At 59.4% G+C, this 22,783-nt stretch carries 24 protein-coding genes; 11 read left to right on the forward strand and 13 right to left on the reverse strand.

Features of this window, described 5'->3' with window-relative positions; genetic code table 11:
* The first annotated feature begins 31 nt into the window (after window positions 1-31).
* The 9 genes from MWU51_RS07140 (at window position 32) to MWU51_RS07180 (ending at window position 6,386) form a co-directional block, all read left to right on the forward strand.
* Entirely contained in the window at window positions 32-439 is a 408-nt protein-coding gene (locus MWU51_RS07140; protein ID WP_247035914.1) for an antitoxin Xre-like helix-turn-helix domain-containing protein, read from the forward strand.
* A complete protein-coding gene (locus MWU51_RS07145; protein WP_247035915.1) occupies window positions 436-1,140 on the forward strand; it encodes an RES family NAD+ phosphorylase in 705 nt (234 codons plus the stop codon). The genes MWU51_RS07140 and MWU51_RS07145 overlap by 4 nt, the downstream gene beginning before the upstream one ends.
* Before the next feature lie 200 nt (window positions 1,141-1,340).
* A complete protein-coding gene (locus MWU51_RS07150; protein WP_247035917.1) occupies window positions 1,341-1,796 on the forward strand; it encodes a GNAT family N-acetyltransferase in 456 nt (151 codons plus the stop codon).
* 2 nt (window positions 1,797-1,798) lie between these two features.
* A complete protein-coding gene (locus MWU51_RS07155) occupies window positions 1,799-3,199 on the forward strand; it encodes a DUF2927 domain-containing protein (RefSeq protein ID WP_247035919.1) in 1,401 nt (466 codons plus the stop codon).
* Between the two features lie 50 nt (window positions 3,200-3,249).
* Window positions 3,250-3,408 (forward strand): hypothetical protein, encoded by a 159-nt coding sequence (locus MWU51_RS07160; RefSeq protein WP_247035921.1) that lies wholly within the window; start codon window positions 3,250-3,252, stop codon window positions 3,406-3,408.
* 9 nt (window positions 3,409-3,417) lie between these two features.
* Window positions 3,418-4,602: a VWA domain-containing protein gene (locus MWU51_RS07165; RefSeq protein WP_247035922.1), complete on the forward strand. Its 1,185-nt coding sequence runs from the start codon at window positions 3,418-3,420 to the stop codon at window positions 4,600-4,602.
* Window positions 4,603-4,656: 54 nt separating this feature from the next.
* Window positions 4,657-5,031, forward strand: a complete 375-nt coding sequence (locus MWU51_RS07170) for a hypothetical protein (protein ID WP_247035924.1) — start codon at window positions 4,657-4,659, stop codon at window positions 5,029-5,031.
* A complete protein-coding gene (locus MWU51_RS07175) occupies window positions 5,028-5,663 on the forward strand; it encodes a VTT domain-containing protein (protein WP_247035926.1) in 636 nt (211 codons plus the stop codon). Before MWU51_RS07170 ends, MWU51_RS07175 begins: the two co-directional genes overlap by 4 nt.
* 39 nt (window positions 5,664-5,702) lie before the next feature.
* Entirely contained in the window at window positions 5,703-6,386 is a 684-nt protein-coding gene (locus tag MWU51_RS07180) for a M48 family metallopeptidase (RefSeq protein ID WP_247035928.1), read from the forward strand.
* Between the two features lie 131 nt (window positions 6,387-6,517).
* Here MWU51_RS07180 and MWU51_RS07185 read toward each other — a convergent pair whose 3' ends face one another.
* Entirely contained in the window at window positions 6,518-7,066 is a 549-nt protein-coding gene (locus MWU51_RS07185; protein ID WP_247035931.1) for a PIN domain-containing protein, read from the reverse strand.
* Entirely contained in the window at window positions 7,063-8,277 is a 1,215-nt protein-coding gene (locus MWU51_RS07190) for a class I SAM-dependent rRNA methyltransferase (protein ID WP_247035932.1), read from the reverse strand. Before MWU51_RS07190 ends, MWU51_RS07185 begins: the two co-directional genes overlap by 4 nt.
* Window positions 8,278-8,466: 189 nt before the next feature.
* Between MWU51_RS07190 and edd the strand changes: the two genes are divergently transcribed.
* Both edd and eda read left to right on the forward strand, forming a co-directional pair.
* The gene (gene edd / locus MWU51_RS07195) at window positions 8,467-10,272 is read left to right on the forward strand and encodes a phosphogluconate dehydratase (protein ID WP_247035933.1); all 1,806 of its coding nucleotides are present in this window, start codon (window positions 8,467-8,469) and stop codon (window positions 10,270-10,272) included.
* A gap of 11 nt (window positions 10,273-10,283) precedes the next feature.
* Window positions 10,284-10,925: a bifunctional 4-hydroxy-2-oxoglutarate aldolase/2-dehydro-3-deoxy-phosphogluconate aldolase gene (gene eda, locus MWU51_RS07200; protein WP_247035934.1), complete on the forward strand. Its 642-nt coding sequence runs from the start codon at window positions 10,284-10,286 to the stop codon at window positions 10,923-10,925.
* A 41-nt stretch (window positions 10,926-10,966) separates the two neighbouring features.
* On the opposite strand, the gene MWU51_RS07205 is transcribed toward eda, so the two are convergent.
* The 11 genes from MWU51_RS07205 to cysS all read right to left on the reverse strand — a co-directional run bounded on the left by MWU51_RS07205 (window position 10,967) and on the right by cysS (window position 22,622).
* The gene (locus MWU51_RS07205; RefSeq protein WP_247035935.1) at window positions 10,967-11,974 is read right to left on the reverse strand and encodes a zinc transporter ZntB; all 1,008 of its coding nucleotides are present in this window, start codon (window positions 11,972-11,974) and stop codon (window positions 10,967-10,969) included.
* A gap of 27 nt (window positions 11,975-12,001) precedes the next feature.
* Window positions 12,002-13,045: a succinylglutamate desuccinylase/aspartoacylase family protein gene (locus MWU51_RS07210; RefSeq protein ID WP_247035936.1), complete on the reverse strand. Its 1,044-nt coding sequence runs from the start codon at window positions 13,043-13,045 to the stop codon at window positions 12,002-12,004.
* The gene (gene rimK / locus MWU51_RS07215) at window positions 13,045-13,950 is read right to left on the reverse strand and encodes a 30S ribosomal protein S6--L-glutamate ligase (RefSeq protein ID WP_247035937.1); all 906 of its coding nucleotides are present in this window, start codon (window positions 13,948-13,950) and stop codon (window positions 13,045-13,047) included. Before rimK ends, MWU51_RS07210 begins: the two co-directional genes overlap by 1 nt.
* Window positions 13,947-14,474 (reverse strand): RimK/LysX family protein, encoded by a 528-nt coding sequence (locus MWU51_RS07220; RefSeq protein WP_247035938.1) that lies wholly within the window; start codon window positions 14,472-14,474, stop codon window positions 13,947-13,949. The genes rimK and MWU51_RS07220 overlap by 4 nt, the downstream gene beginning before the upstream one ends.
* A 5-nt stretch (window positions 14,475-14,479) precedes the next feature.
* Window positions 14,480-14,758, reverse strand: coding sequence for a hypothetical protein (locus MWU51_RS07225; protein ID WP_247035939.1), 279 nt, complete (start codon window positions 14,756-14,758; stop codon window positions 14,480-14,482).
* 127 nt (window positions 14,759-14,885) lie between these two features.
* A complete protein-coding gene (locus tag MWU51_RS07230) occupies window positions 14,886-16,259 on the reverse strand; it encodes an aspartate aminotransferase family protein (RefSeq protein WP_247035940.1) in 1,374 nt (457 codons plus the stop codon).
* Window positions 16,260-16,452: 193 nt separating this feature from the next.
* A complete protein-coding gene (gene doeB / locus MWU51_RS07235) occupies window positions 16,453-17,445 on the reverse strand; it encodes a N(2)-acetyl-L-2,4-diaminobutanoate deacetylase DoeB (protein ID WP_247035941.1) in 993 nt (330 codons plus the stop codon).
* Window positions 17,446-17,448: 3 nt separating this feature from the next.
* A complete protein-coding gene (gene doeA, locus MWU51_RS07240) occupies window positions 17,449-18,636 on the reverse strand; it encodes an ectoine hydrolase DoeA (protein ID WP_247035942.1) in 1,188 nt (395 codons plus the stop codon).
* 115 nt (window positions 18,637-18,751) lie between these two features.
* Window positions 18,752-19,549, reverse strand: a complete 798-nt coding sequence (locus MWU51_RS07245; RefSeq protein ID WP_247035943.1) for a squalene/phytoene synthase family protein — start codon at window positions 19,547-19,549, stop codon at window positions 18,752-18,754.
* Window positions 19,546-21,165 (reverse strand): citramalate synthase, encoded by a 1,620-nt coding sequence (cimA, locus tag MWU51_RS07250; protein WP_247035944.1) that lies wholly within the window; start codon window positions 21,163-21,165, stop codon window positions 19,546-19,548. The genes MWU51_RS07245 and cimA overlap by 4 nt, the downstream gene beginning before the upstream one ends.
* Complete coding sequence (gene cysS, locus MWU51_RS07255; protein WP_247035945.1) at window positions 21,162-22,622, reverse strand: cysteine--tRNA ligase; 1,461 nt, start codon at window positions 22,620-22,622, stop codon at window positions 21,162-21,164. Before cysS ends, cimA begins: the two co-directional genes overlap by 4 nt.
* Window positions 22,623-22,783: the final 161 nt, after the last annotated feature.

Genomic DNA, 22,783 nt, shown 5'->3' on the forward strand with positions numbered 1-22,783 from the left:
ATCTTCTGCTCAACACGACAGGAGATTCACCATGCACGCCGCCCCACAACCCATCACCCCGCCCCCGGCCCGTCCAACCTCGGATCATGCGGCTGTGGCGTTGAAAGCCTATGGCCGTATCGCCGAGGCTTGGGGGCTTAAACTGGACGACGCCGCCGCGCTGGCGGATATGTCCACGTCCACATGGAAACGCGCGCGCAATCCCGGCTTCAAGGGCGATCTGACCCGCGACCAGATGTTGCGCCTGTCCGCGCTGGTGGGGATCTACAAATCCTTGCACCTCTATTTCGACGTGGCGATCGCCGATCAGTGGATTACCCTTGCCAACACCGGTCCAATGTTTGACGGCGCACGCCCCATCGACACGATGATCCAGGATGGATTGCCGCAATTCCTGCGCGTGCGCAATTACGTCGATGCACTGCGGGGCGGGATGTGACTGACGCTCTGCCGCTGCGATCTGTCAGCGACCGCGCACTGGTTCGCCTGATCCCCGCCACATATCACAAACCGCCGGTTCTGCGCGGGCTGGTGGATAATGACGGTGAAATGGCCCTGTTGGCGGAAGTCGAGGCCATGACCTCGGCCCGCCACATCGCTGAGCGCGGGCGCGATCTGGGAGTGAACCGGCTGGAACTGGCATGGGAACGCCGCGCCGCTGATCTTCGCATCTATGGCCTGAGCCATGTCAACGCGGCCTTCACCTATCGGCGCGTGGGCGGCAACCGGTTCAACGACGAACATCGCGGCGCGTGGTATTGCAGTTGGAGCGCCATGACCTCGGTCGCTGAAGTCGGCTATCACTACACCCGCGAACTGACATACATCGGCGTTTTCGACACCTCGGCGCGCTATGTTGAATTGCTGGCGGATTTCATCGGTGATTTCCCGGACCTGAGCCGCCAGACCGACCATCCGTCACTGCATCCTGAGCCCACTGTCGGGTATCCGCGCGGCCAAGCCTTGGCCAACAAGCTGCGGGACGAGGGTCATCGCGGCCTCGTCTACCCCTCCGTTCGCCATCCCGGCGGCACCTGTCTGGTCGCCTTTGATCCCGCCGCCGTGCAGAACGTTCGACCCGGTGCAAAATGGGAAATCACATGGTCCGGCTCGCCCGATTATGACGTGATCGGGCTGTAGCAAACGATTCGCTGAACCAGCACGTCTCGAACGAACCAACCTAGTGCTGGGTGAGGTAGCCCACACAACATATTGTTTTCCCTTACGGCTTTCCGACCAATCCTTCGCGAAAACCACCGTTTTGCTTGGTAAAACCCGCCCCATACCCTAAAGTCGACCCCTTGCCTGGGGGGGCATAAAATAGGTGTGCGTGTATTGTTATGGGAAACAATGCTCACATTACCGTTCGACCACTGACGGCGTCTGATAGGGCCGCGTGGGATCGCCTGTGGGAAGGCTATCTGCGCTACTATGAGACCGAACTGGACGCGAAGGTCTATGAAACCACCTTCGCCCGACTTCTGTCAGAGGACCCGAACGAGTTCCACGGCCTGTTGGCATGCGTGGACGACCGGCCTGCCGGGCTGGTCCATTACCTGTTCCATCGCCACGCGTGGAAGGTTGAGAATGTGTGCTACCTTCAAGACCTTTACGCGGACCCATCGGTTCGGGGCAAAGGTGTCGGGCGGGCCTTGATCGAAGCAGTGTATGGTGCCGCTGATCGCAACGGCACGCCGTCCGTCTATTGGCTGACGCAGGATTTCAACCATACCGCACGTGCACTCTATGACCGGATTGGCGTCAAGACGCCCTTCATCCGGTATGGGAGGGCTTGACGATGCGACAGATCACAAAAACCGCGGCCTTGGCCCTGACCTGTCTGGCATTTGTCAGTTGCGCGGTGCCGGACGGATCACGCACGCGCGCCGAACAGACCGCTGGGGGCGACGAGGTCACCGCACGCCGCGTCGGTCTGCCGACCACCCTGCCCCCGATGAAAGCCTTCAGTGGCACACAGATCACCCGCCCCACGCGGGCCAACAGTGTGATTGCCGGGGATTTTCTGGACCTGTCCTTCCAATTGGAAAGCGGTCGTCCCCTGCCCGTTCTGACCCGGTTCGAAGGCCCTGTGACCCTGCGCGTCACTGGCAATGCGCCCACTTACATGATGGCCGACCTAAACCGCCTGATGGCGCGACTGCGCATCGAGGCTGGGATCAACATACGGCAAGTGTCCGGGTCTGAAACGGCGTCCATTACGCTTGAGGTCATCCCGAAACGCCAATTGCAGCGCCTTGTGCCCCATGCGGCCTGTTTCGTGGCGCCCAATGTGTCCAGTTGGCAAGACTACAAGGCCGCGCGCGGCACAGCACGGCTGGATTGGGCAAAGATGCGCACCCGCACCAAGATGGCCGTGTTCCTGCCCGGCGATGTCAGCCCGCAAGAGCTGCGCGATTGTCTGCATGAAGAAGTCGCACAGGCGCTGGGACCGGTGAATGATCTGTATCGCCTGCATGACAGCGTGTTCAACGACGACAACTTCCACACCGTTTTGACCGGGTTTGATATGCTGATTTTGCGGGCGTATTACGCGCCGGAACTGGCCTCGGGCATGAGCCGTGGCGATGTCGCTGCCCGTCTGCCGCAGGTGTTGGCGCGTCTAAATCCCGCGGGCGGCACTGGTGCGCCGCGTATGGGGGGTGCGTCGCCCGAAGGATGGAAGGTCGCGATAGAGGTCGCGCTGGGCGGTGGACAGTCCAAAACCCGCCGTCGTGAGGCATCTGCGCAAGCCGTCACAATCGCGCGCAATATGGCCTGGCGCGACACGCGGCTGGCATTCAGCTTGTTTGCCTATGGTCGCCTGAACATGCGCCAGGACAGCAAAGGGGCGTTCGCCGCCTTCCGCGAGGCCGAAGCGATCTACCGCGCCAATCCCGAAACCGCGCTGCACGCGGCCCATATGGGCGTGCAACTGGCGGCCTATGCCCTGTCTGCCGGCCGCGCGAACGAGGCGATTGCCATCGTCAACTCCCACATCTCCCCCGTCATGCGCGCCGAAAACGCGGCGCTTCTGGCGACGCTGATGATGATCAAAGCCGAAGCTCTTGACCTTGCTGGCCGCGGCGCTGAGGCGCAGCTTGTCAGGCTCGACAGTCTGGGCTGGGCGCGGTATGGCTTCGGCTCGAACGAGCAGGTCGGCGCGCGGCTCAGCGAAATCGCTGCCATCTCGCCGGGCTAAAGGGAACGGGGGCCGTCCAAGACCGCCCTTTTTGAAGGGTAGAGGCAGATATGCTGGTCATCGCGGCGCTTATCTTCGGGGCATTAGTTGGCGTTATGCGCGCCCGCAAACGGGGCGGCAATCGGCTGGACATCGCGCAATACGCCGCCGTTCATGCCCTTGGGTTTGCCTTGATCGCCCTCTTCGCCTCGATCTTCATCAGCCGCTAGGTCCGACCGATGTTCCTGCCCTTCTTCGAAAGCCTGCGCGCAAGCAAAGTGCCGGTCTCGCTGCGCGAATTTCTCGCGTTTCTGGAAGCGATGAAGGCCGGGCTGGTCACCTATGACATCGAGGGGTTTTATTACCTTGCCCGCGTTGCGATGGTGAAGGACGAACGCAACCTCGACAAATTCGACCGCGCGTTTTCGATGACATTTGAAGCGCTTGAAGCGATTTCCGCCGAGCAAATGCTGGAAGCCGTGGATATCCCGCAGGAATGGCTGGACAAGATGGCCGAGAAATTCCTGACCGATGAGGAAAAGGCCGAGATCGAGGCGCTTGGCGGGTTCGACAAGCTGATGGAAACCCTGAAAGAGCGTCTGAAGGAACAGGAAGGGCGTCATCAGGGCGGTAACAAATGGATCGGGACCGCCGGCACCTCGCCCTTCGGCGCTTACGGCTACAACCCCGAAGGCGTGCGGATCGGGCAGGACAAATCTCGCCATCAACGCGCGGTGAAGGTCTGGGACAAACGCGAGTTTCGCAATCTGGACGACTCGGTCGAGCTGGGCACGCGCAACATCAAGGTCGCCCTGAAACGCCTGCGCAACTGGGCGCGGGATGGGGCGCATGAAGAGCTTGATCTGGACGGCACCATTCGCGCCACCGCCGAACACGGCTATCTTGACGTGAAAACCCGGCCTGAACGGCACAACGCGGTGAAAGTCCTGTTGTTTCTGGATGTTGGCGGATCAATGGACCCGCATATCAAGGTCGTCGAAGAGTTGTTTTCCGCCGCCCGCGCCGAGTTCAAGCATCTGGAATACTACTATTTCCACAACTGCCTTTACGAAGGTGTGTGGCGCGACAATGCGCGGCGCTGGACCGATCAGATCCCCACATGGGAGGTGCTGCGCACTTATGGGTCCGACTATAAGTGCATCTTCGTCGGTGATGCGTCGATGAGCCCGTATGAGGTCGCCTATCGTGGTGGGGCGAACGAGCATTGGAATGATGAGCCCGGTCAGGTCTGGCTGGAACGCGCCCGCGAACAATGGCCCGACAACCTGTGGATCAACCCACTGCCCGAACATCACTGGCGCTATACCCAGTCGGTGCAGATGATCAACCAGATTTTTGAGGGCCGCATGGTCCCGATGACGCTTGAAGGGATCGAGCGCGGGATGAAAGAATTGGGCCGCTAAACGACGGAAGTTCTGCGCCCACGCGTTCAAGACCCAACCGGCAAGGAAACCGCGATGTTTTCATTTATCAAACGCATCTGGGGCGCGGCCCCAATTGCGACGCTTATTCTGGCGGTCGCCTTGGCAATGAGCGTCTTTTTTGCCGTCCGAACAACCGCCAGCTGGATATACTGGAACGACCCCGCCCATATCGACCAACCGATCGAGGGATGGATGACCGCAAGATACGTTGCCTATTCGTGGGATGTCCCGCGACAGGTGATGTTTGAGGCATTGCAACTGGGCCAACCGGGTGATGGCCCAAGCAGTCTGCGCCGACTTGCCGAGGCTCGCGGTATCCCGCTGGACGTTATGATCGCCGATCTGGAAGCCGCCATTGCCGCGCACCGCGCCTCTCAAGCTGACAGCGAAACCGGTGGGGGCCAATGATCACCACCGAAGCCATCTTTGCCCTGCTCTTGGACTATGGCCCTATCGTGGTTTTCCTCTCGGCCTTTCTGTCGTGTCTCGCGCTTCCCATCCCCACCTCTCTGATGATGCTGGCCGGCGGCGCGTTTGCGGCGGCGGGGGATCTTTCGCTGGCAAATGTCATGCTTTCTGCCTTTGTGGGCGCGGTCATAGGGGATCAGACAGGCTATGCGATTGGCCGATTTGGCGGGGCAAGCGCCCTGCAATGGCTGGCACGCACGCCCGCAAAACGAACCATATTGGAAAGGGCGCGCGCCTTCGTGGACAAATACGGCGGCACTGGCGTTTTTCTGTCGACATGGGCCGTCGCACCCTTGGGGCCATGGGTCAATTTCGTGGCTGGCGCAACCGGACTGGGTTGGGTGCGATTTGCGGTTTGGGATATTCTTGGGGAAACGATCTGGGTCAGCCTTTATGTTGGGCTGGGCTATGGGTTTGCATCCCGCATCGAAAGTCTGGCAGCCCTTCTTGGCAATATCGCGGGGCTTCTGGTCGCCGTGATCGTCGCGGTGGTGATGTTGGTTTGGATCCGCGCTGTCCTGAAAGCGAAAGATGCGCAAGAGGCGCTGAAATCCGACGCCTTGTCGCGTTAATCCCTTTCCAGCGGATAAAATAGCACCCATATAACGCCTATGTTGAAGCTGATCCCCATTCTTCTGCCGATCGCGTATGGCCTTTTGCTCTACCATTTCTCGGTCTGGCGCACCCATCGCGAGTTGGACGCCCAATCGACGCGGTTGGCCGATCCGAAGCTGAAGGCGCTGACGGACCGGATGGCAGCGTCACTGGAGATCGTAGACATTCCGGTTCATATCTACGAGATTGACCCGGTGAACGGGCTGGCCGCGCCAGACGGCCGGATTTTCATCACCCGCGGGTTTTTCAATGAATATCGGCAAGGGCGCGTTACGGCCGAAGAAATGGCAAGCGTGATTGCGCACGAGCTTGGCCACGTGGCATTGGGACATGCGCGCAAGCGGATGATCGACTTTTCCGGTCAAAATGCCCTGCGCACGGTCCTGTCGATGATGATCTCGCGCTTTCTGCCCGGCGCGGGTGTCTATATCGCGCGGTTTCTGACACGGCTTGTTGCCGCAGGTCTGAGCCGCAGCGATGAATACGAGGCCGATGCCTATGCGACCGCGCTTTTGATCAGGTCCGGGATAGGGTCCGAGGCGCAGAAATCATTGTTTGGCAAGCTGGACGCGCTGACCAAAAACCGCGCTGGGGTTATGCCCGCGTGGTTGATGAGTCACCCGAAAACTGCCGAGCGGATCGCGGCTATTGAAAAGAACGAAGCCAAATGGGTGCGGTGAGGCAGTAAGGGGCGTCGCCCCTCTGCGCGTGCGCGCAAGGCTCCGCCCGTTCTGCGGGCGAAATGGTCCCCCGGACCATTTCCGGGAAGCCCTTGAACCCCCAGGATATTTATGGCCAGAAGAAACGCTGGTCAGAGCCGTGCTTCAAGCGCTTTGCCCAATCTTGGCAGGCGTGCTTTTTTCATCAGGCGACGGATCGTCCAATCCTCGCCGGACAGGGTGCGGGCTTGAGTCAAAACACGGTCCGCCACACGGCACATACCGTCGGGATTCTGGTCCAGAAATATGCAGAGAAAGGGATCGGGACTTTCACGGCGCAGCCCTTCCTCGGCCAGCGTATGGCGGGGGAAATCGGCGTTGTTCATGGTCAACAGCACATCCGCCCCGCCTGCTATGGCGGCGGCCAGCACGTGAATGTCGTTTTCATCGGGCAGCCAAAGGCGTCTAAGGTCCCCATCACGGGGTTGAATACCGGCATCCGGCCATCGGTCGCGCAGCAACGCGATTTCAGCGCGCGCGACGCTCTCCTGATCCGGGCCAAGCTTAGCGGCAGCTCTTGCCCATTCTTCCAGTATGCGTGGCGACCACAGGGGGGTGAAAAACCCCTCCTGCGCCGCGCCCAACACCATCTCGCGCATCACCGTCGGGTAAAGCACGCAGGCGTCGATCAGGACTTTCATGGCAGCAGCCGGAAGAACAGCGCCTTCAGGTAGCCACTTTCGGCCAGTTGCGGGTGCATCGGGTGATCTGCGCCCGCAAAGCCGGTGTGGATCAACTGGCTGGCCCGTCCGGCCCGGCCGATGCCCCGGATGGACGCGGCGCGGAACTTGTCGATTGTCGCGGCGTGCGAACACGAGCACAGGGCGAGGTATCCACCGGGGGCCACCAGAGGTGCTGCCAATCGCGCAAGCCGCTCATAGGCGCGCAATCCGGGTTCCAGCGCCTTTTTTGACGGCGCAAAGGCTGGCGGGTCGCAGATGACAACGTCGAACGTCTGGTTTTCTTCAGCCAGTGCGGTCAGCACTTCGAAGGCATCGCCCTGTGCCGTTGTGAACCGATCCTCGGCGCCCATCTGGCGCGCGCCCTCTTCCGCCAATGCAAGCGCGGGGGCTGAACCATCGACTGCCACCGCATGCGTCGCCCCTGCCGCAAGGGCGGCCAGAGAAAACCCTCCGACATGTGAAAACACATCCAGCACACGTGCCCCTTTGGACAGACCTGCTGCAAAAGCGTGGTTGGGACGTTGATCAAAGAACAACCCTGTTTTCTGCCCACCCGTCAAATCGGCCATATAGGTGGCCCCGTTCATCGGCACCGCGACAGGTGCGTCGGGCGTTTGACCATGCAGCACCGCGTTCTGATCGTCCAACCCTTCCAGTCCGCGTGCGCGTCCCGAGGCATTTTTCAGGATTGTTGTGACACCCGTCACCTGCGCAAGTGCGGCGGCAAGATCGTCTAACAATACCTCGGCCCAGGCGGCGTTGGGTTGGATCACGGCAGTGTCACCAAACCGATCGATGATGACACCCGGAAGCCCGTCAGCCTCGGCATGGATCAGACGGTAAAAAGGAGCGTCAAACAGTGTTTCGCGATGGGCTAAGGCCGCTGAAAGGCGTGCGGCCAACCAGGTTCGGTCGATCACAGCATCCGGGTCGCGGTCGAGCATCCGGGCGATAATCCGCGAATCGGGATTCACTGCAACCATGCCCAACGGATCACGTGCGGCATCTTCCAACCGGGCAATTGCACCTGCTTCGATCTTTTTCGTTCGCCGATCCGTCACCAGTTCATTGTCGAACACCCATGGTGCCCCATGTCGAATGGCGCGTGCATTGGCTTTCGGTTTCAATCGGATCGTGACGCGGCCTGCGTCGTCTGTGGCATCCGCCATGGATCGGTCTTTCTGTTTGCTGTATTTTGTCCTGACTAGCCCCTGCGCCCACAGTTTGAAAGGCAGAATGCCGGGTCGCGGGGCGAATCATATTGGAATAAGGTTGTTAGCGCTATCATTTCCTGCTAGAAGCCACTTGAACCCAACCATCTGTGCCATTTTGCCAAGATGAGGAACAGGAACGCAGCCATGACCCTGAACAGCGATCTTCTGAAGGTAACCGAGCGGATCACAACCCGTTCCAAGGACACGCGCCAGACCTATCTGGATAAGATAAACCGTGCAGCCGAGGACGGGCCACGTCGCGGACATCTTAGCTGCTCGGGTCAAGCCCACGCCTATGCCGGGGCGGGACAGGATCAGGGCCGACTGGCCGAAGGACGTGCGCCCAACCTGGGTATCGTCACCGCCTATAATGACATGCTGTCTGCCCACGCACCTTTTGCAACCTATCCCGACCTGATCAAACGCATCGCGCGTGAAGAAGGTGCAACAGCTCAGGTGGCCGGTGGTGTGCCGGCCATGTGCGATGGCGTGACTCAGGGTGAAACCGGAATGGAGTTGAGTCTGTTTTCGCGCGATGTGATCGCGTTGGCCTCGTCCGTCGCACTCAGCCACAACACGTTTGATGCCGCACTTTTCCTTGGCGTTTGCGACAAGATCGTTCCCGGTCTGGTCATCGCCGCGGCCAGTTTCGGGCATATCCCCGCGGTGTTCCTGCCTGCCGGTCCGATGACATCGGGTCTGTCCAACGACGAAAAGGCTAAGGTCCGTACCCAATTCGCCACTGGCGAAGTGGGCCGCAAAGAGTTGATGGCGGCCGAGATGGCAGCCTATCATGGCCCCGGCACCTGCACATTTTACGGCACGGCCAACACCAACCAGATGCTGATGGAGTTTATGGGGCTACACCTGCCCGGTGCTTCGTTCGTGACACCCCACACCGATTTGCGTGACGCGTTGACCGCCGAGGGTACGCGCCGTGCGTTGGCAATCACCAAGGACGGCGCGGCGGGTTTCATTCCTGCAGGGCATGTGCTGGATGAAAAGGCCTTTGTGAACGGGCTGGTAGGTCTGATGGCCACAGGCGGGTCGACCAATCTTGTGTTGCACCTGCCTGCCATGGCGCGGGCGGCGGGCATCATCCTGACGCTTGAAGATTTCGCCGATATTTCGGCCATCGTGCCTTTGATGGCGCGGGTTTATCCCAACGGTCTGGCTGATGTGAACCATTTCCACGCCGCCGGCGGTCTTGGTTATATGATTGGCGAACTGTTGGAGGCAGGTCTGCTGCACCCGGACGCCAAGACCATCATGGGCGATCTGACCGCCTATACGCAGGAGCCGAAACTTGATGGGGACCGCGTGCGTTGGGAACCCGGCCCACGTGAAAGCCTGAACGACAAGATCCTGCGCCCGGCATCCGACCCGTTCCAGAAAACCGGTGGGCTGGTACAATTGTCGGGCAATCTGGGTAAAGGCGTGATCAAGGTCTCGGCCGTCGATCCCGACCGGCACATCATCGAAGCCCCGGCCCGCGTGTTCCACGATCAAGACAGCGTCAAAGCTGCCTTCAAAGCCGGAGAGCTTGAAGGCGACATGATTGTCGTCGTCCGTTTCCAAGGTCCGCGTGCCAACGGGATGCCAGAACTGCACGGTCTAACCCCCACTCTGTCGGTCTTACAACAACGAGGCCAACAGGTGGCGCTTGTCACTGATGGACGGATGTCAGGTGCATCTGGCAAGGTTCCCGCCGCCATACACGTGGCCCCTGAGGCCGCCGATGGTGGCCCGATCGCACGCATTCGCGATGGCGACATTATCCGTCTGGACGCAGACCGCGGCACGCTTGAGGTTCTGACAGAAGGTGCCATGGACCGCCCCGTCGTTCAGGTCGATCTAAGCGACAACACCGACGGCATGGGCCGTGAACTTTTTGAGACCTTCCGTCGTGCGGCCCGACCCGCGACCGAAGGTGCCAGCACTCTGTCCTGAAGGAGACATCCATGACCCCGCAAGAGGCAAGCATCGCCGCCGAGAAAATCTGCCGCCTGGCCCCGGTTGTCCCGGTTCTGGTCGTCGATCAAGTCGCCCACGCCACCCCTTTGGCGCAAGCACTGGTCGCAGGCGGATTGCCCGCACTTGAGGTGACTTTGCGCACCGACGTCGCACTTGAGGTGATCGCCGAAATGGCTCAGGTCGACGGTGGCGCAGTTGGGGCAGGCACGCTTTTGACGTCTAAGGACGTTGAAAACGCAAAGAAAGCGGGTGCAACCTTTGGGGTATCCCCCGGTACAACCGACCGTCTGCTGGACGCGTGCGAAGCCAATGATTTGCCACTTTTGCCCGGTGCAGCCTCCGCGTCTGAAGCCATGCGTCTTTTGGAACGTGGCTACACGGTGCAGAAATTCTTCCCCGCCGAAGCCGCCGGAGGAGCACCATTTCTGAAATCGCTTGCCTCGCCTCTGCCGCAGATCCGATTCTGCCCCACAGGAGGTGTCAGCCTGAAAAACGCAATGGACTATCTGTCCTTGCCCAATACGCTGTGCGTCGGTGGATCATGGGTGGCTCCGGGTGATCTGGTGAAATCCGGCGACTGGGCGGGGATCACGCGACTTGCGACCCAAGCGGCGCAGCTTGGTCGCTGAACGCGAGGAAAACGGGGCGTGGTGCCCCGTTCCTCAATGGCCTAGAGCCATTTCATCAACCTGAAAATGGCGATCTCGACAACCAGAAGCACTGCGATAGCCCCGCTGAATATCCAGAACGCGTTGTTATTATCGACCCCCGGCATGCCACCGACATTGATCCCCAGTAGCCCGGTAAAAAAGGACAGCGGTAGGAAGATCGCCGACACCACCGCCAGCACGTAGAGGGTGCGATTGGTCTTCTCCGCAAGTTCGTTGACGATGTCGTCCTTGATCACCAAGGCGCGTTCCTTCGACTGGTCCAGTTCTTCGATATATCCGATCACCTGATCAGTGGTTTCGCGCAGACTGGTGCGCCAGGTGTCACCTGCCCAGGCGGGTGGGTCCGTCAGCAACTCGCCCATCGCCGCGCGCTGTGGCGCAAGATAACGGCGCAGGATCACGGATTTCTGGCGCATTTCGACGACAGTCCTGCGTGTCTCGGACGCATCACGATCAGCGAGATTGCTTTCGATGTCATCAATCTCGTCTTCGATGCCGTCAATCGTTGGACTGATCCGTTCATTGACGCGGGCAATTAGGCGGACATAGGTCTCGGCAATTGTCGCCGGTCCAGTGCCATGATCGACCAATGCAGCCAGAATGTCGCGCACACTTTGCAGACGTTGGTCGCGCAAGGTGATTACCCGCGCGCCATCGGACCATATGCGCAAAGCGATCATGTCCTCGGACCGTTGCCCTGGGTTCAGATTGGTGCCTCGTATCACCGTGGTCAGCCCGGTCTTACCGTGAAAGACACGGGGGCGGGTTTCTTCGGCCAGCAGCGCCTCGGCGGTGGCGGGAGACAGGCCGCTTTGCTGGCGGACCCAGTCCTGCACCCGCGCGTTGGCACGGTCCAGATGCACCCAGATCGGACCATCTGTGTCGCGCCATCGCTCGACCATCTGCCAGTCGGCAAATGCGCCGTGCCCGTCGCCGGTCAGGGTGATGGCAAAAACCAAACCGTCATCTTCGGGCGCGTCGGTAGCGGGAAGTTCGTATTCGCTCATGGCTTGTTGCCCTTTTGCTTGGCCGCCTCAGATGATCTCATCTTCATCGAACAAGGGATCATCCTCAAGCTGGTTTGAAATGGCGGTCATCTTGTCGTCGGCCTCTTTGCTGTTTTCGACGCGGGCTACATGAAACAATGCATCACCCTCATTCACGATCGGCAACACAGCACGTCCAACGATAATGCCCGACAAAGTGGCAACAACGTCGGCTTCTACCTCGCCAAACGGATCTGAAACAACGGCCATAACATCGCCTTGGTTGACCGTATCACCTTCGGACTTATAGGTGCGTAGAAGCCCGCCCTGCCCGGCCCGTATCCAACGGCTCGAGGTACAAAGGACCGGATCAGCCTTGGATTTCGACACGCCACGACGGCTGATCATGCCCCGATCCAAAAGCACCCGCAAAATGCCCATCACACCCGCGCGGACAGACATTTCGTCAAAACGTAGTGCTTCACCAGCCTCATACAGCAACACATCGACACCAATTTCCTGGGCAGCGGCCCGCAACGACCCGTCGCGCAATGGTGAGCGCAGAACCACCGGCGCACCAAACAGGTGGGCCAACCGGCGTGTTTCGGAATTGTCGGGAGAAATGCGAATTTGCGGCAGGTTTGTCCGATGGGCCGCGGCCGAATGCAGATCAATACCAAGATCACAGCGTGAAACGATCTTGCGCAGAAATATGTCCGCCAACCGCGACGCCAGCGACCCAGCATCAGACCCCGGAAAGCTGCGGTTCAAATCACGCCGATCTGGCAGATACCGGGATCGGATCAGAAATCCGGGAGCGTTCACAATCGGGATGCAGATCAACGTGCCTTGCAACTTTTGCAAGTTCTTGATGGTCAGAAGACGGCGCACAATCTCGACGCCGATCACCTCGTCCCCGTGAATGCCCGCACTGACAAAGATCGTGGGGCCGGCTTTGCGTCCGTGGATCACATGAACCGACATCGTGACCGGCGTATGGTCCGACAAAACGCTGACCGGAAGGTCGATGGTTCGGCGACTGCCCGGTGCCACGTCCACGCCGCCCAGCCGGAACGGTTCGCGCCGCGTCACTAGCCTTTACCCTTGGTTCGGGTCGATCCCCTTTTAATGTCTTTTTCAAGAAACTCGATGATCTTTCCGGCCACGTCGATGCCGGTGGCTTTTTCGACCCCCTCCAGACCGGGGGTGGAGTTCACCTCCATCACTACCGCACCGTGATTTGCCCGCAACATATCAACGCCACATACATTCAGCCCCATGGACTTTGCCGCCCGCACGGCGGTTGACCGTTCCTCGGGGGATATTTTGATTGCCTCGGCACTGCCACCGCGGTGCAGGTTTGACCGGAAATCATCGGCAGCGCCCGTACGCTTCATCGCGGCAATTACCCGGCCGCCGACCACAAGCGCGCGAATGTCGGTGCCGCCTGCTTCTTTGATAAACTCCTGCACAAGTATATTAACCTTGGCCCCACGAAACGCCTCGATCACTGATTTTGCTGAACGATTTGTGTCCGCCAGCACAACCCCAATGCCCTGTGTACCCTCGAGCAGTTTTACCACCAGAGGCGCGCCACCGGCCAGTTTCAAAACCTCGTCAGTCTGTTTCGGATCATGGGCAAATGTCGTTACCGGCAGACCGATTCCGTCGCGTGCCAAAAGCTGCATCGACCGCAGCTTGTCGCGCGACCGGCCAATGGCCACGGATTCGTTCAGGGGATAGACGCCCATCATCTCGAACTGGCGCAGCACGGCAAGACCATAGAAGGTCACAGAGGCACCGATCCTTGGGATAACCGCATCATAGTGGCGCAATTTTTCGCCATTGTAATACACTTCAGGCCGCCGCGAGGCGATGTTCATGTAGCACCGAAGCGTGTCGATGATATCCAACTCATGCCCCCGCGCCTCCGCAGCCTCTTTCAAACGCTGGTGAGAATACAAACCTGCATTACGGGCCAACATGGCAATTTTCATTCTTCTTCTCCTGTGTGCAGGTCGTGGATTGGCATTTGTTCGGGTGTCAGATCGCGTTCAGGCGCGGTCATCACGGCGTTTGGCGGACCGGCCAGATAGGACCGCCGTGGATCCACCAGCATTCGGTGCCTGCGGATCGCGCTGCGCCCAAGGATTACATCAAACTCCATCTTCTCGCGATTGGCCAGCGATACGTCGATCAGCCAATGGCGTTTGCTGATCACAAGCGTTGTGCGCACCACCAGCCGCCGTTCGGGCACGCCGCCGGTATTTTTGATGTCACGTTCTTCCAAAACGGGTGCACAGATGCGACGCGTGGTGCGACGGTTTTTCAATGGGATCATAAACTCGACCCATGGGGCACCGTCGCGGTCGAACAGCTTTTGATCCACCGCATGAAGCGCCGATGTCCGCGCGCCGGTGTCCACCTTAGCGGGCAGATCAAATATTCCGAACTGGGGCAGAGAGATATGTTCGCGCCAACCAATGATTTGTTGCGGGCGAGTCGATCTAGGCTTTGCCATGCATGTTATCCAAGCGTTTCTTCATTGGCCCGCCGATAATTGGTGAAGGAATTTGCGCTCATCACCACAAAGAACACATCCATATCAATCAGAACATAGCCCTTTTCGATCAGTGACCGCGACAGGTGCCGGATATCATCTTCATAGAGCCTGCGCCGCTTGGCCACCTGACGCAGCAGCTTTGCTGAAACGCGATACCGCCCGCCGGGTTTGCCCCCGAACTTGCGACCATAGAGGTCGGCCAACTGGGTGGCCGTATCATCAATCCAATCACTGCGGCTCATAGAGACGCCCTATATTGGTAATTTTTGTTTGTCTATAGAAAGTTTTTTTAACCTAATGGCGATTTATGAAAAATCTCGACCTGCAAGAACAGGCTTCCGCCCGGCCCCTGCAGGTCAGATGCCAAGGTTATCCCAGCACGGACTTCACAGCGCGCAGGGTTGCGGCAATCACAGTGTCCGCCTCGTCGTGGGTCAGGCAGAAAGGAGGTGCGAATCCCAGAATGTCGCCTTGCGGCATTGCACGCGCGATCACCTTGCTCTGTTCAAGCAGTTTGGCCGATATTTGAGGACCGATCTTGTCGGCTGCGTCGAAGAAGGTGCGGCTGTCACTATCTTTCACGAACTCGACCGCGCAAAGCATTCCTTCCCCCCGGATATCGCCCACATGGGCATGGTCGGATAGTGCGTCTTTCATCCCTTGCTGGAGATACGCGCCCACTTCACCCGCATTCTTGATCAGGTTCAGGTCGTCAATCAGCTTGAGGTTCGCAACCCCTGCTGCCGCCCCGATCGGATGAGCGGAATAGGTCCAGCCGTGACCGATAGGGCCGTTCTCGTCCGTGCCCTGCTCCAGCACGTTCCACACCTTGTCGGAAACGATCGACCCGGACAGCGGCGCATAGGCCGAGGTCAGACCCTTCGCGATGGTGATGATATCGGGCGTCATCCCGTAATGGTCCGACCCGAACATGGTGCCCAGCCGTCCAAACCCGGTCACGACCTCGTCCGCGATCAAAAGGATGTCGTGTTTTTTCAGAACCGCCTGAATGGCTGCCCAATAGCCTTCCGGCGGGGGAACGATACCACCGGTGCCCAAAACGGGCTCGCCAATGAAGCCCGCGATGGTGTCCGCCCCTTCGCGTTCGATCAGCGCCTCAAGCTCGGCCACGCAATGGGCGACGAACTCGGCCTCGCTCTGGCTCAGATCGTCGCGACGGAAGTAATAGGGAGCCTCGGTGTGGATCACCTGTGCCAGTGGCAGATCGAATTTCTTGTGAAACAGCTCAAGCCCCGTCAGTGACCCGGTGACAAGCCCCGACCCGTGATAGCCACGCCAGCGCGAGATAATCTTCTTCTTCTCCGGACGCCCAAGGATATTGTTGTAATACCACAGCAATTTCACGTTGGTTTCATTCGCGTCCGACCCGCCCAGCCCGAAATAGACCTTGGACATATTCGCAGGCGCGCGGTCCAGGATCATCTTGGACAATGTGATCGACGCCTCTGTACCGTGACCGACATAGGAGTGGTAATAGGCCAGTTCGCGCGCCTGATCGGCGATTGCATCCGCGATCTCGGGCCGGCCATAGCCGACATTCACACAATACAGACCAGCGAAAGCGTCCAGCAGCTTGTTGCCGTCGCGATCCTCGATATGCACGCCGGATGCGGTGCGGATCACGCGGGTCGGGCTTTCGCCGCGTGCGTGTTGAGCCAGATGGGTTGAGGGGTGGAAAAAGTTTTCGCGATCCCACTGGTCAAGTTGGTCATTGTGAAGCATGGCTTACCTCAGTCGTTCAGGCGGCGCGCCGCCAGGTTCAAAGACGATAGGAGCTTTAGCGCAGGGACCCTTGGCGATAGGCGGCTTTGGGTCGGGCGGGTCAGCTCCGCTCAGCCCCAGCAGCAGCGCGCAATGCCTTTATTGCTTGGGTCAGGGTTTGGATAGCGTATCGGAATTGCGAAATCCAGTCTTGTTAGTCTTCAGCCACGCCGATAACCGCCACGCAATCCCCCGCCTTGATCAGGCCGGGATGGTGGCGGCTGATTAGAATACCGTCGCGTCGCGCGTGATAATCCACCGGCAACTGTCCGGTGCGATCCAGCGGCCAGCGTCGGGCCACGACGTCGCCCTTTTTGACTGGGTCGCCCAGATCGACCATCACCTCGTAAAGCCCGTCGCCTTCACTGAACAAAAAACAATCATCGTCGGGCATCGACAAGGTCTTGGTCATTTCAATCTGCTGGTCCCCCTGCAAAATTTCGAACTCTATCAAGACGTTGCGCACGCCTTTCTTGGCTATCGCATTGCTGCGAAAGGTCGATGTTCCCCCGCCGCCCAATTCCGTCGTGACCAGCACCTTGCCCATATCCTCAACCGCGGTGTCATACATCCCGACATTGTCAATCTCGCGCATCTGTACCGAGTAGGGCGCGTTGAAGGCCTGCATGGCGCGCACGCAATCAGCCTCAAGCACCTTGTCGTCCAGAATATGCACTGCGGCAAAAGGGACGAAATCCAGCGTTTTTCCACCGGCATGGAAATCAACCGCGATATCGGCCATCGGCAGAAGCACGCGCTGGAAATAATCCGCGATCTTCTCCGTTGGCGTGCCATCCGGGCGGCCGGGGAAGGATCGGTTCATATTGCCCTTGTCGATGGGCGACGTGCGGGTGCCCGCGCGGAAGGCGGGATAGTTGAAGGCCGGCACGATGATCACCCGCCCTGTGACCTCTTCCGCCTTCAGGGTCACGGTCAGTTCCTGCAGAGCAATCGGCCCTTCATATTCGTCGCCATGATTGGCCCCTGTCAGAAGCGCCGTGGGACCGGGGCCGTTCTGAATGACCGTGATCGGGATCATGATCGACCCCCAGGCGCTGTCATCGCGGCTATAGGGCAGCCTCAGAAAGCCGTGATGCTCGCCGTCTTGATCCAGCGGGATGGTGGGCGTGATCGGGTTCTTGATCATAGCCTAATCCTTTACGAACATACGTCGAGGCACATTGGACAGGCACTCCGGTCCGTCCATACCAATGCGTATGCTTTCGGTGATTTCAAACCCCCAATCCTCCATCCACAGGCCAGTCATGAAGTGAAAGGTCATGTTTTCTTCAAGCACCGTCTTGTCCCCCGGGCGTAGCGACATGGTGCGCTCTCCCCAATCGGGCGGATAGGACAGGCCGATGGGATAGCCGGTGCGGTTGTCCTTCTCGATCCCGTATTTTTTCAGCACTCCAAAGAAAGCAAGCGCGATATCTTCGCAAGTGTTACCCACGCGCGCCTTGTCCAGCCCGGCCTCCATCCCTTCCAGCACCGCCTTTTCGGCGTCCAGAAAGGTTTGCGTGGGTTTGCCCAAAAATACGGTGCGCGACAGCGGACAATGATAACGGTGGACGACGCCCGCAATCTCGAAAAATGTGCCTTCGCCGGATTTCATTGGTTGGTCGTCCCAGGTCAGATGCGGCGCGGCGGCGTCGGCACCTGACGGCAGCAGAGGCACGATGGCCGGATAGTCGCCACCATACCCAAGCGTATTGTCATATCGCAGGCCAGCATTATAAATCTCGGCCACCAGATCGCATTTGCGTAGGCCGGGTTCCACCTTGTCGAAGATGCGCTGGTGCATCTTTCCGACGATCTGCCCGGCCTGCCGCATATAGGTAATCTCGGCCTCAGATTTCACGGCGCGTTGCCAGTTCACCAAGGCGGTGGCGTCGGTAAACTGCGCGTTCAGCAAATGTTTTTGCAGCGAGGCGAAAGCAGCGGCGGTGAACCAGTAATTGTCCATCTCGACCCCTACCCGGCCTTTATCAAGCCCGCGATCTACCAGTTGTGCGGATAGGTAGTCCATCGGGTGACGCTCGGTGGATTGCACGTAATGATCGGGATAGCCGATGATGTGTTCAGGGGACATGTAACAGGTGCGAAGTGCGCCTGCTGCGTCCTGCCTACGTCCGAACCAGATCGGCGCGCCGTCCATCGTGACAACCACGCATTGGTGGACATAGAAGGACCAGCCGTCATAGCCAGTCAGCCAGTTCATGTTGGACGGGTCGGTGACGATCAGCAGGTCGAGGTTACGCCGCGCCATCTCTTGCCGCGTCTTTTCCAGCCGGTCATGATACTCGTCCCGCGTGAACCAAAGCTTCGGTGTGTCCATCCTGTTCATCCCCCCGCAAGACATGACATCGTAATCCAGCCTACCTGACGCAAGGATGTGATTCTTGGCAAGCGTTGTGATGATGATCCGAACCCAAGATGGTACAGAAAATCGGCTACCACCGCCCTGACAGGATACACCAAAGCAAAGCACCACGGCGGGCAAATTCGGACTGGCCCAAAACTCCACCGACAGCTGCAGATGGGTTTTTCAAGGCCTTTTGCAGGATCGGTTTGGTGCGCCACGCAGATCGCAACGCGGCGTTGCCATCCTTGCCCAGCACGGTATGCGCGTGTTTAAGCGCCGCAAGCCCCGTTTCGGACAGTTCGCGGATCGTGCCTTCGTCAGGCGTGATATGCCCCCGCCCCGCCGCTTTCAACGCGGGTTGGGACATCAGCCAATTGGCTATGCCCAATGCCTCGCCCGCCCCTTCCAAGGCTTCATCCTTTACGTAATGGCCTTCGAAATCAGTCAGCCCCGTGGCCTGCCCCGCCGCCAGCATCAACGCACCCGAGGTGCCACGCAGATAGGCCCGAATTTGGTCAGTGTCGCGGCGCGGCTCGCCTTGCGCGTCGCCCTCGCGCGCCTCAAGCATCGTCAGCAGAGGTGCTGCGCGCAGATCGCCCCAGATCACCAGTTGCGATAGCGGGGTCGCAACATCGTGCTTCGGAGCCTCTCGCCCCTCAACCGCCGCTTCGATCACATCGCGCCAGAATTGAAGACGGATCATCGCGACCATCGGCTCTTGCGACATGTAAGGCGCGCGCGCGATCTCCAGATTGAAGGCATAGAGCGGGAAGAGGCGTTTACGTTCCTCCACGTCGCCCGTCATGGTTGCCAGAAAACGGTCGGGGTCGCCTTTCTGGACCATCTCGGCGCAGGCGGCGATGGGGTCACGCGGGGTGTCGGTCATGCGGGCTTGGCCCCGTCGCGCAAGAGCTTCCATGTGATCGCGTCCAGCAGCGCCTCGAACGATGCATCGACGATGTTGGGGCTGACGCCCACGGTCGACCAGCGGTGGCCGTCGCGGTCTTCGCTGTCGATGATCACGCGTGTCTGCGCCTCGGTCCCGCCTTGGGTAATGCGCACCTTAAAATCCACCAGCCGCAGATCGTCGATGATATCCTGATAGGGTCCAAGGTCCTTCGCCAGCGCCTTGGCCAGCGCGTTGACCGGGCCACGATCGGTGCCGGACGCGTCCATGCTTTCCGACACGGACAGCTTTTTCTCGCTGCCGATTTTCACCACCACGATGGCCTCGGACAGGCTGACCGTCTGGTTGCGCTTGTTCTTGCGCCGCTCGATCGTGACCTTGTAGCGCTTTACCTCGAAAAATCGGGGCAACTGCCCCAGCACGTCGCGCGCAACCAACTCGAACGAGGCTTGCGCGCTGTCATAGGCATAGCCCTGATCTTCGCGTTCTTTCACCCGGTCAAGGATTTGCCCCAGACGTGGATCGCCCGGTTCGACGTCGATCCCGGCATCGGCCAGCCGCGCGCGCAGGTTCGATTGGCCCGCTTGATTGGACATCGGCACGATGCGCGCGTTGCCGACGGTTTCAGGCGGGATGTGTTCATAGGTCGTCGGGTCTTTCAGAATGGCCGAGGCATGCAGCCCGGCCTTATGCGCAAAGGCTGATGAACCGACAAAGGGCGACGCTTTATTCGGAACGCGGTTCAGGATGTCATCCAGCTTGCGTGATATGCGGGTCAGGCCTTGAAGGGCATCCCGTTTGACGCCCGTTTCAAACTGGCTGGCGTAGGGTTCTTTCAACAACAGCACCGGGATCAGCGTGGTCAGATTGGCGTTGCCGCAACGTTCGCCCAGCCCGTTCAGCGTGCCCTGCACCTGCCGCGCGCCCGCGTCGATGGCGGCCAGTGAACAGGCCACCGCGTTGCCGGTGTCATCATGGGTGTGGATGCCCAAATGGTCGCCGGGAATGCCCGCCGCGATCACGGCTTTGGTGATCTGGAGCACCTCGTGGGGCAACGTGCCGCCATTGGTGTCACACAGCACGATCCAGCGCGCGCCCGCATCGTAAGCGGCTTTCAGGCAGTCCAGCGCGTAATCCGGATTGGCCTTGTAGCCGTCAAAGAAATGCTCGGCGTCATAGAGCGCCTCGCGCCCCTGCGCGACCAGATGAGCGACCGAGGCGCGGATGTTTTCCACGTTCTCGTCCAGCGTGATCCCCAGCGCGGTGGTGACGTGGAAATCATGGCTTTTGCCCACCAGACACACCGCAGGCGTGCCCGCATTCATCACGCCCGCCAGCACATCGTCATTCGCAGCCGAGCGCCCTGCCCGCTTGGTCATCCCGAACGCCGTGAAGGTCGCGCGGGTTTTTGGGGCGGCTGCGAAAAAGTCGCTGTCGGTCGGGTTTGCACCAGGCCAGCCGCCTTCGATATAGTCGATCCCCAGCGCATCAAGCGCCTCGGCGATCTGCTGCTTTTCGGTCAGAGAGAACTGCACACCTTGGGTCTGCTGCCCGTCACGCAACGTGGTGTCGTAGAGGTAGAGGCGTTCGGTCATTTAAGGACCTCAAGCTTCGAGGCATCGAAGTCGGGACCCGGTTCTAGCTCAACCCCTTCTTTGGACATACGAACCTGCACGCCAGCTTCGGTAAGGATAGATTTCAACGCATCGACAGTGGAGAAATCCTTGGTTTCCATGGCGACGGTGCGGGCGTAGTGCAATCTTTTAGCAAGGGATGGAAGTTCGATACTATGTGAGAAGATACCGGCACCAAACTGGTCCTCACTGGAAAAAGAAGAGCCAACGATCACCTGGGTTCTCCAATTCCAGCCCCCCAACTCATCTGTCAGAATTCCAAGAAATCTAGCGGAAGCCAGCAACAGAGGAAGCTCATTTCGCTTAGCCAACTTGTGCAACTCTGCCAAAGCGCCCGCAGTATTCAGATCATCCGCCAATGCTGCCACCACCTCGACCGACGGGCTAGACGCTGGCTCGACACTATCGGTCAAAATACGCCACTTGCGCAACGTCGCTTCAGCCTCAGCCCGCTTCTTCTCGGTCCAATCCATCGGCTTGCGATAATGCGTGCCAAGGAACACGAAGCGGATCACCTCGCCCGGCACGCCTTGGTCCAGCAAATCATGCACAGTGAAGAAGTTGCCCAACGACTTGGACATCTTCTTTCCCTCGACCTGCAACATCTCGTTGTGCAGCCAATAGTTCGCAAACCCGGCATCTGGGTGCGCGCATTTCGACTGGGCGATCTCGTTTTCATGATGCGGGAACTGAAGGTCGTTGCCGCCGCCGTGAATGTCGAAGGTTGCCCCCAACAATTCATAGCTCATGGCCGAGCACTCAATATGCCAGCCAGGACGCCCCCGGCCCCACGGGCTGTCCCAGCCGGGCAGGTCATCGGTCGAGGGCTTCCACAGCACGAAATCCATCGGGTTCTTTTTGTAAGGCGCGACCTCGACCCGCGCACCGGCGATCATGTCATCGACAGACCGGCCCGACAGGCGTCCATATTCCTTGTAGCTTTCGACCGCGAACAGCACATGGCCCTCGGCCGCGTAAGCATGACCCTTGGCGATCAGATCCTTGATCATCGCAATCATAGGCCCGATGAACTCAGTCGCGCGGGGCATCTCGTCCGGCTCCAACGCGCCCAACGCGCCCATGTCCTGCAGATACCAGCCGATGGTCTCATCCGAGCGCTCATGCACCAGCTCTTCCAAGCTGCCCTTGGCACCGGCCTCTTTGCTGGCCAGCGCGGTCGCGTTGATCTTGTCATCCACGTCGGTGAAGTTGCGCACGTAAGTGACGTGATCCGGCCCATAGACATGGCGCAGCAGGCGATAAAGCACGTCAAACACCACAACAGGGCGCGCATTGCCCAGATGGGCACGGTCGTAAACCGTCGGCCCGCAGACATACATACGGACGTTATCCGGGTCGATCGGGGTAAAGACCTGCTTTTCCCGCGCCATCGTGTTGTAAAGCTTGATGTCCGTCATGTTGTCCTCGCAAGTCTGCGTACAGGTATTCCCACAGAATTATCCCGAGCGGGCTTAGCAAGTTCCTGACATGTATGGAATAGAAGAACGGCCCGCCTGAGTGTCTCAGCAGGTAATGCAGCAGATAATGTTGATGCTTTTCCGTTTCATGGTCTGCACGC

The sequence above is a fragment of the Aliiroseovarius sp. F47248L genome (genome assembly GCF_023016085.1).
Taxonomy (GTDB): Bacteria; Pseudomonadota; Alphaproteobacteria; order Rhodobacterales; family Rhodobacteraceae; genus Aliiroseovarius.

Excerpts from the sequence above, each read along its gene's own strand:
- MWU51_RS07140 (WP_247035914.1), top strand. The coding sequence starts at position 32 with ATGCACGCCGCCCCACAACCCATCACCCCGCCCCCGGCCCGTCCAACC.
- MWU51_RS07150 (WP_247035917.1), top strand. The coding sequence starts at position 1,341 with ATGGGAAACAATGCTCACATTACCGTTCGACCACTGACGGCGTCTGAT.
- MWU51_RS07155 (WP_247035919.1), top strand. The coding sequence starts at position 1,799 with ATGCGACAGATCACAAAAACCGCGGCCTTGGCCCTGACCTGTCTGGCA.
- MWU51_RS07160 (WP_247035921.1), top strand. The coding sequence starts at position 3,250 with ATGCTGGTCATCGCGGCGCTTATCTTCGGGGCATTAGTTGGCGTTATG.
- MWU51_RS07165 (WP_247035922.1), top strand. The coding sequence starts at position 3,418 with ATGTTCCTGCCCTTCTTCGAAAGCCTGCGCGCAAGCAAAGTGCCGGTC.
- MWU51_RS07170 (WP_247035924.1), top strand. The coding sequence starts at position 4,657 with ATGTTTTCATTTATCAAACGCATCTGGGGCGCGGCCCCAATTGCGACG.
- MWU51_RS07175 (WP_247035926.1), top strand. The coding sequence starts at position 5,028 with ATGATCACCACCGAAGCCATCTTTGCCCTGCTCTTGGACTATGGCCCT.
- MWU51_RS07180 (WP_247035928.1), top strand. The coding sequence starts at position 5,703 with ATGTTGAAGCTGATCCCCATTCTTCTGCCGATCGCGTATGGCCTTTTG.
- MWU51_RS07185 (WP_247035931.1), bottom strand. The coding sequence starts at position 7,066 with ATGAAAGTCCTGATCGACGCCTGCGTGCTTTACCCGACGGTGATGCGC.
- MWU51_RS07190 (WP_247035932.1), bottom strand. The coding sequence starts at position 8,277 with ATGGCGGATGCCACAGACGACGCAGGCCGCGTCACGATCCGATTGAAA.
- edd (WP_247035933.1), top strand. The coding sequence starts at position 8,467 with ATGACCCTGAACAGCGATCTTCTGAAGGTAACCGAGCGGATCACAACC.
- eda (WP_247035934.1), top strand. The coding sequence starts at position 10,284 with ATGACCCCGCAAGAGGCAAGCATCGCCGCCGAGAAAATCTGCCGCCTG.
- MWU51_RS07205 (WP_247035935.1), bottom strand. The coding sequence starts at position 11,974 with ATGAGCGAATACGAACTTCCCGCTACCGACGCGCCCGAAGATGACGGT.
- rimK (WP_247035937.1), bottom strand. The coding sequence starts at position 13,950 with ATGAAAATTGCCATGTTGGCCCGTAATGCAGGTTTGTATTCTCACCAG.
- MWU51_RS07220 (WP_247035938.1), bottom strand. The coding sequence starts at position 14,474 with ATGGCAAAGCCTAGATCGACTCGCCCGCAACAAATCATTGGTTGGCGC.
- MWU51_RS07225 (WP_247035939.1), bottom strand. The coding sequence starts at position 14,758 with ATGAGCCGCAGTGATTGGATTGATGATACGGCCACCCAGTTGGCCGAC.
- MWU51_RS07230 (WP_247035940.1), bottom strand. The coding sequence starts at position 16,259 with ATGCTTCACAATGACCAACTTGACCAGTGGGATCGCGAAAACTTTTTC.
- doeB (WP_247035941.1), bottom strand. The coding sequence starts at position 17,445 with ATGATCAAGAACCCGATCACGCCCACCATCCCGCTGGATCAAGACGGC.
- doeA (WP_247035942.1), bottom strand. The coding sequence starts at position 18,636 with ATGGACACACCGAAGCTTTGGTTCACGCGGGACGAGTATCATGACCGG.
- MWU51_RS07245 (WP_247035943.1), bottom strand. The coding sequence starts at position 19,549 with ATGACCGACACCCCGCGTGACCCCATCGCCGCCTGCGCCGAGATGGTC.
- cimA (WP_247035944.1), bottom strand. The coding sequence starts at position 21,165 with ATGACCGAACGCCTCTACCTCTACGACACCACGTTGCGTGACGGGCAG.
- cysS (WP_247035945.1), bottom strand. The coding sequence starts at position 22,622 with ATGACGGACATCAAGCTTTACAACACGATGGCGCGGGAAAAGCAGGTC.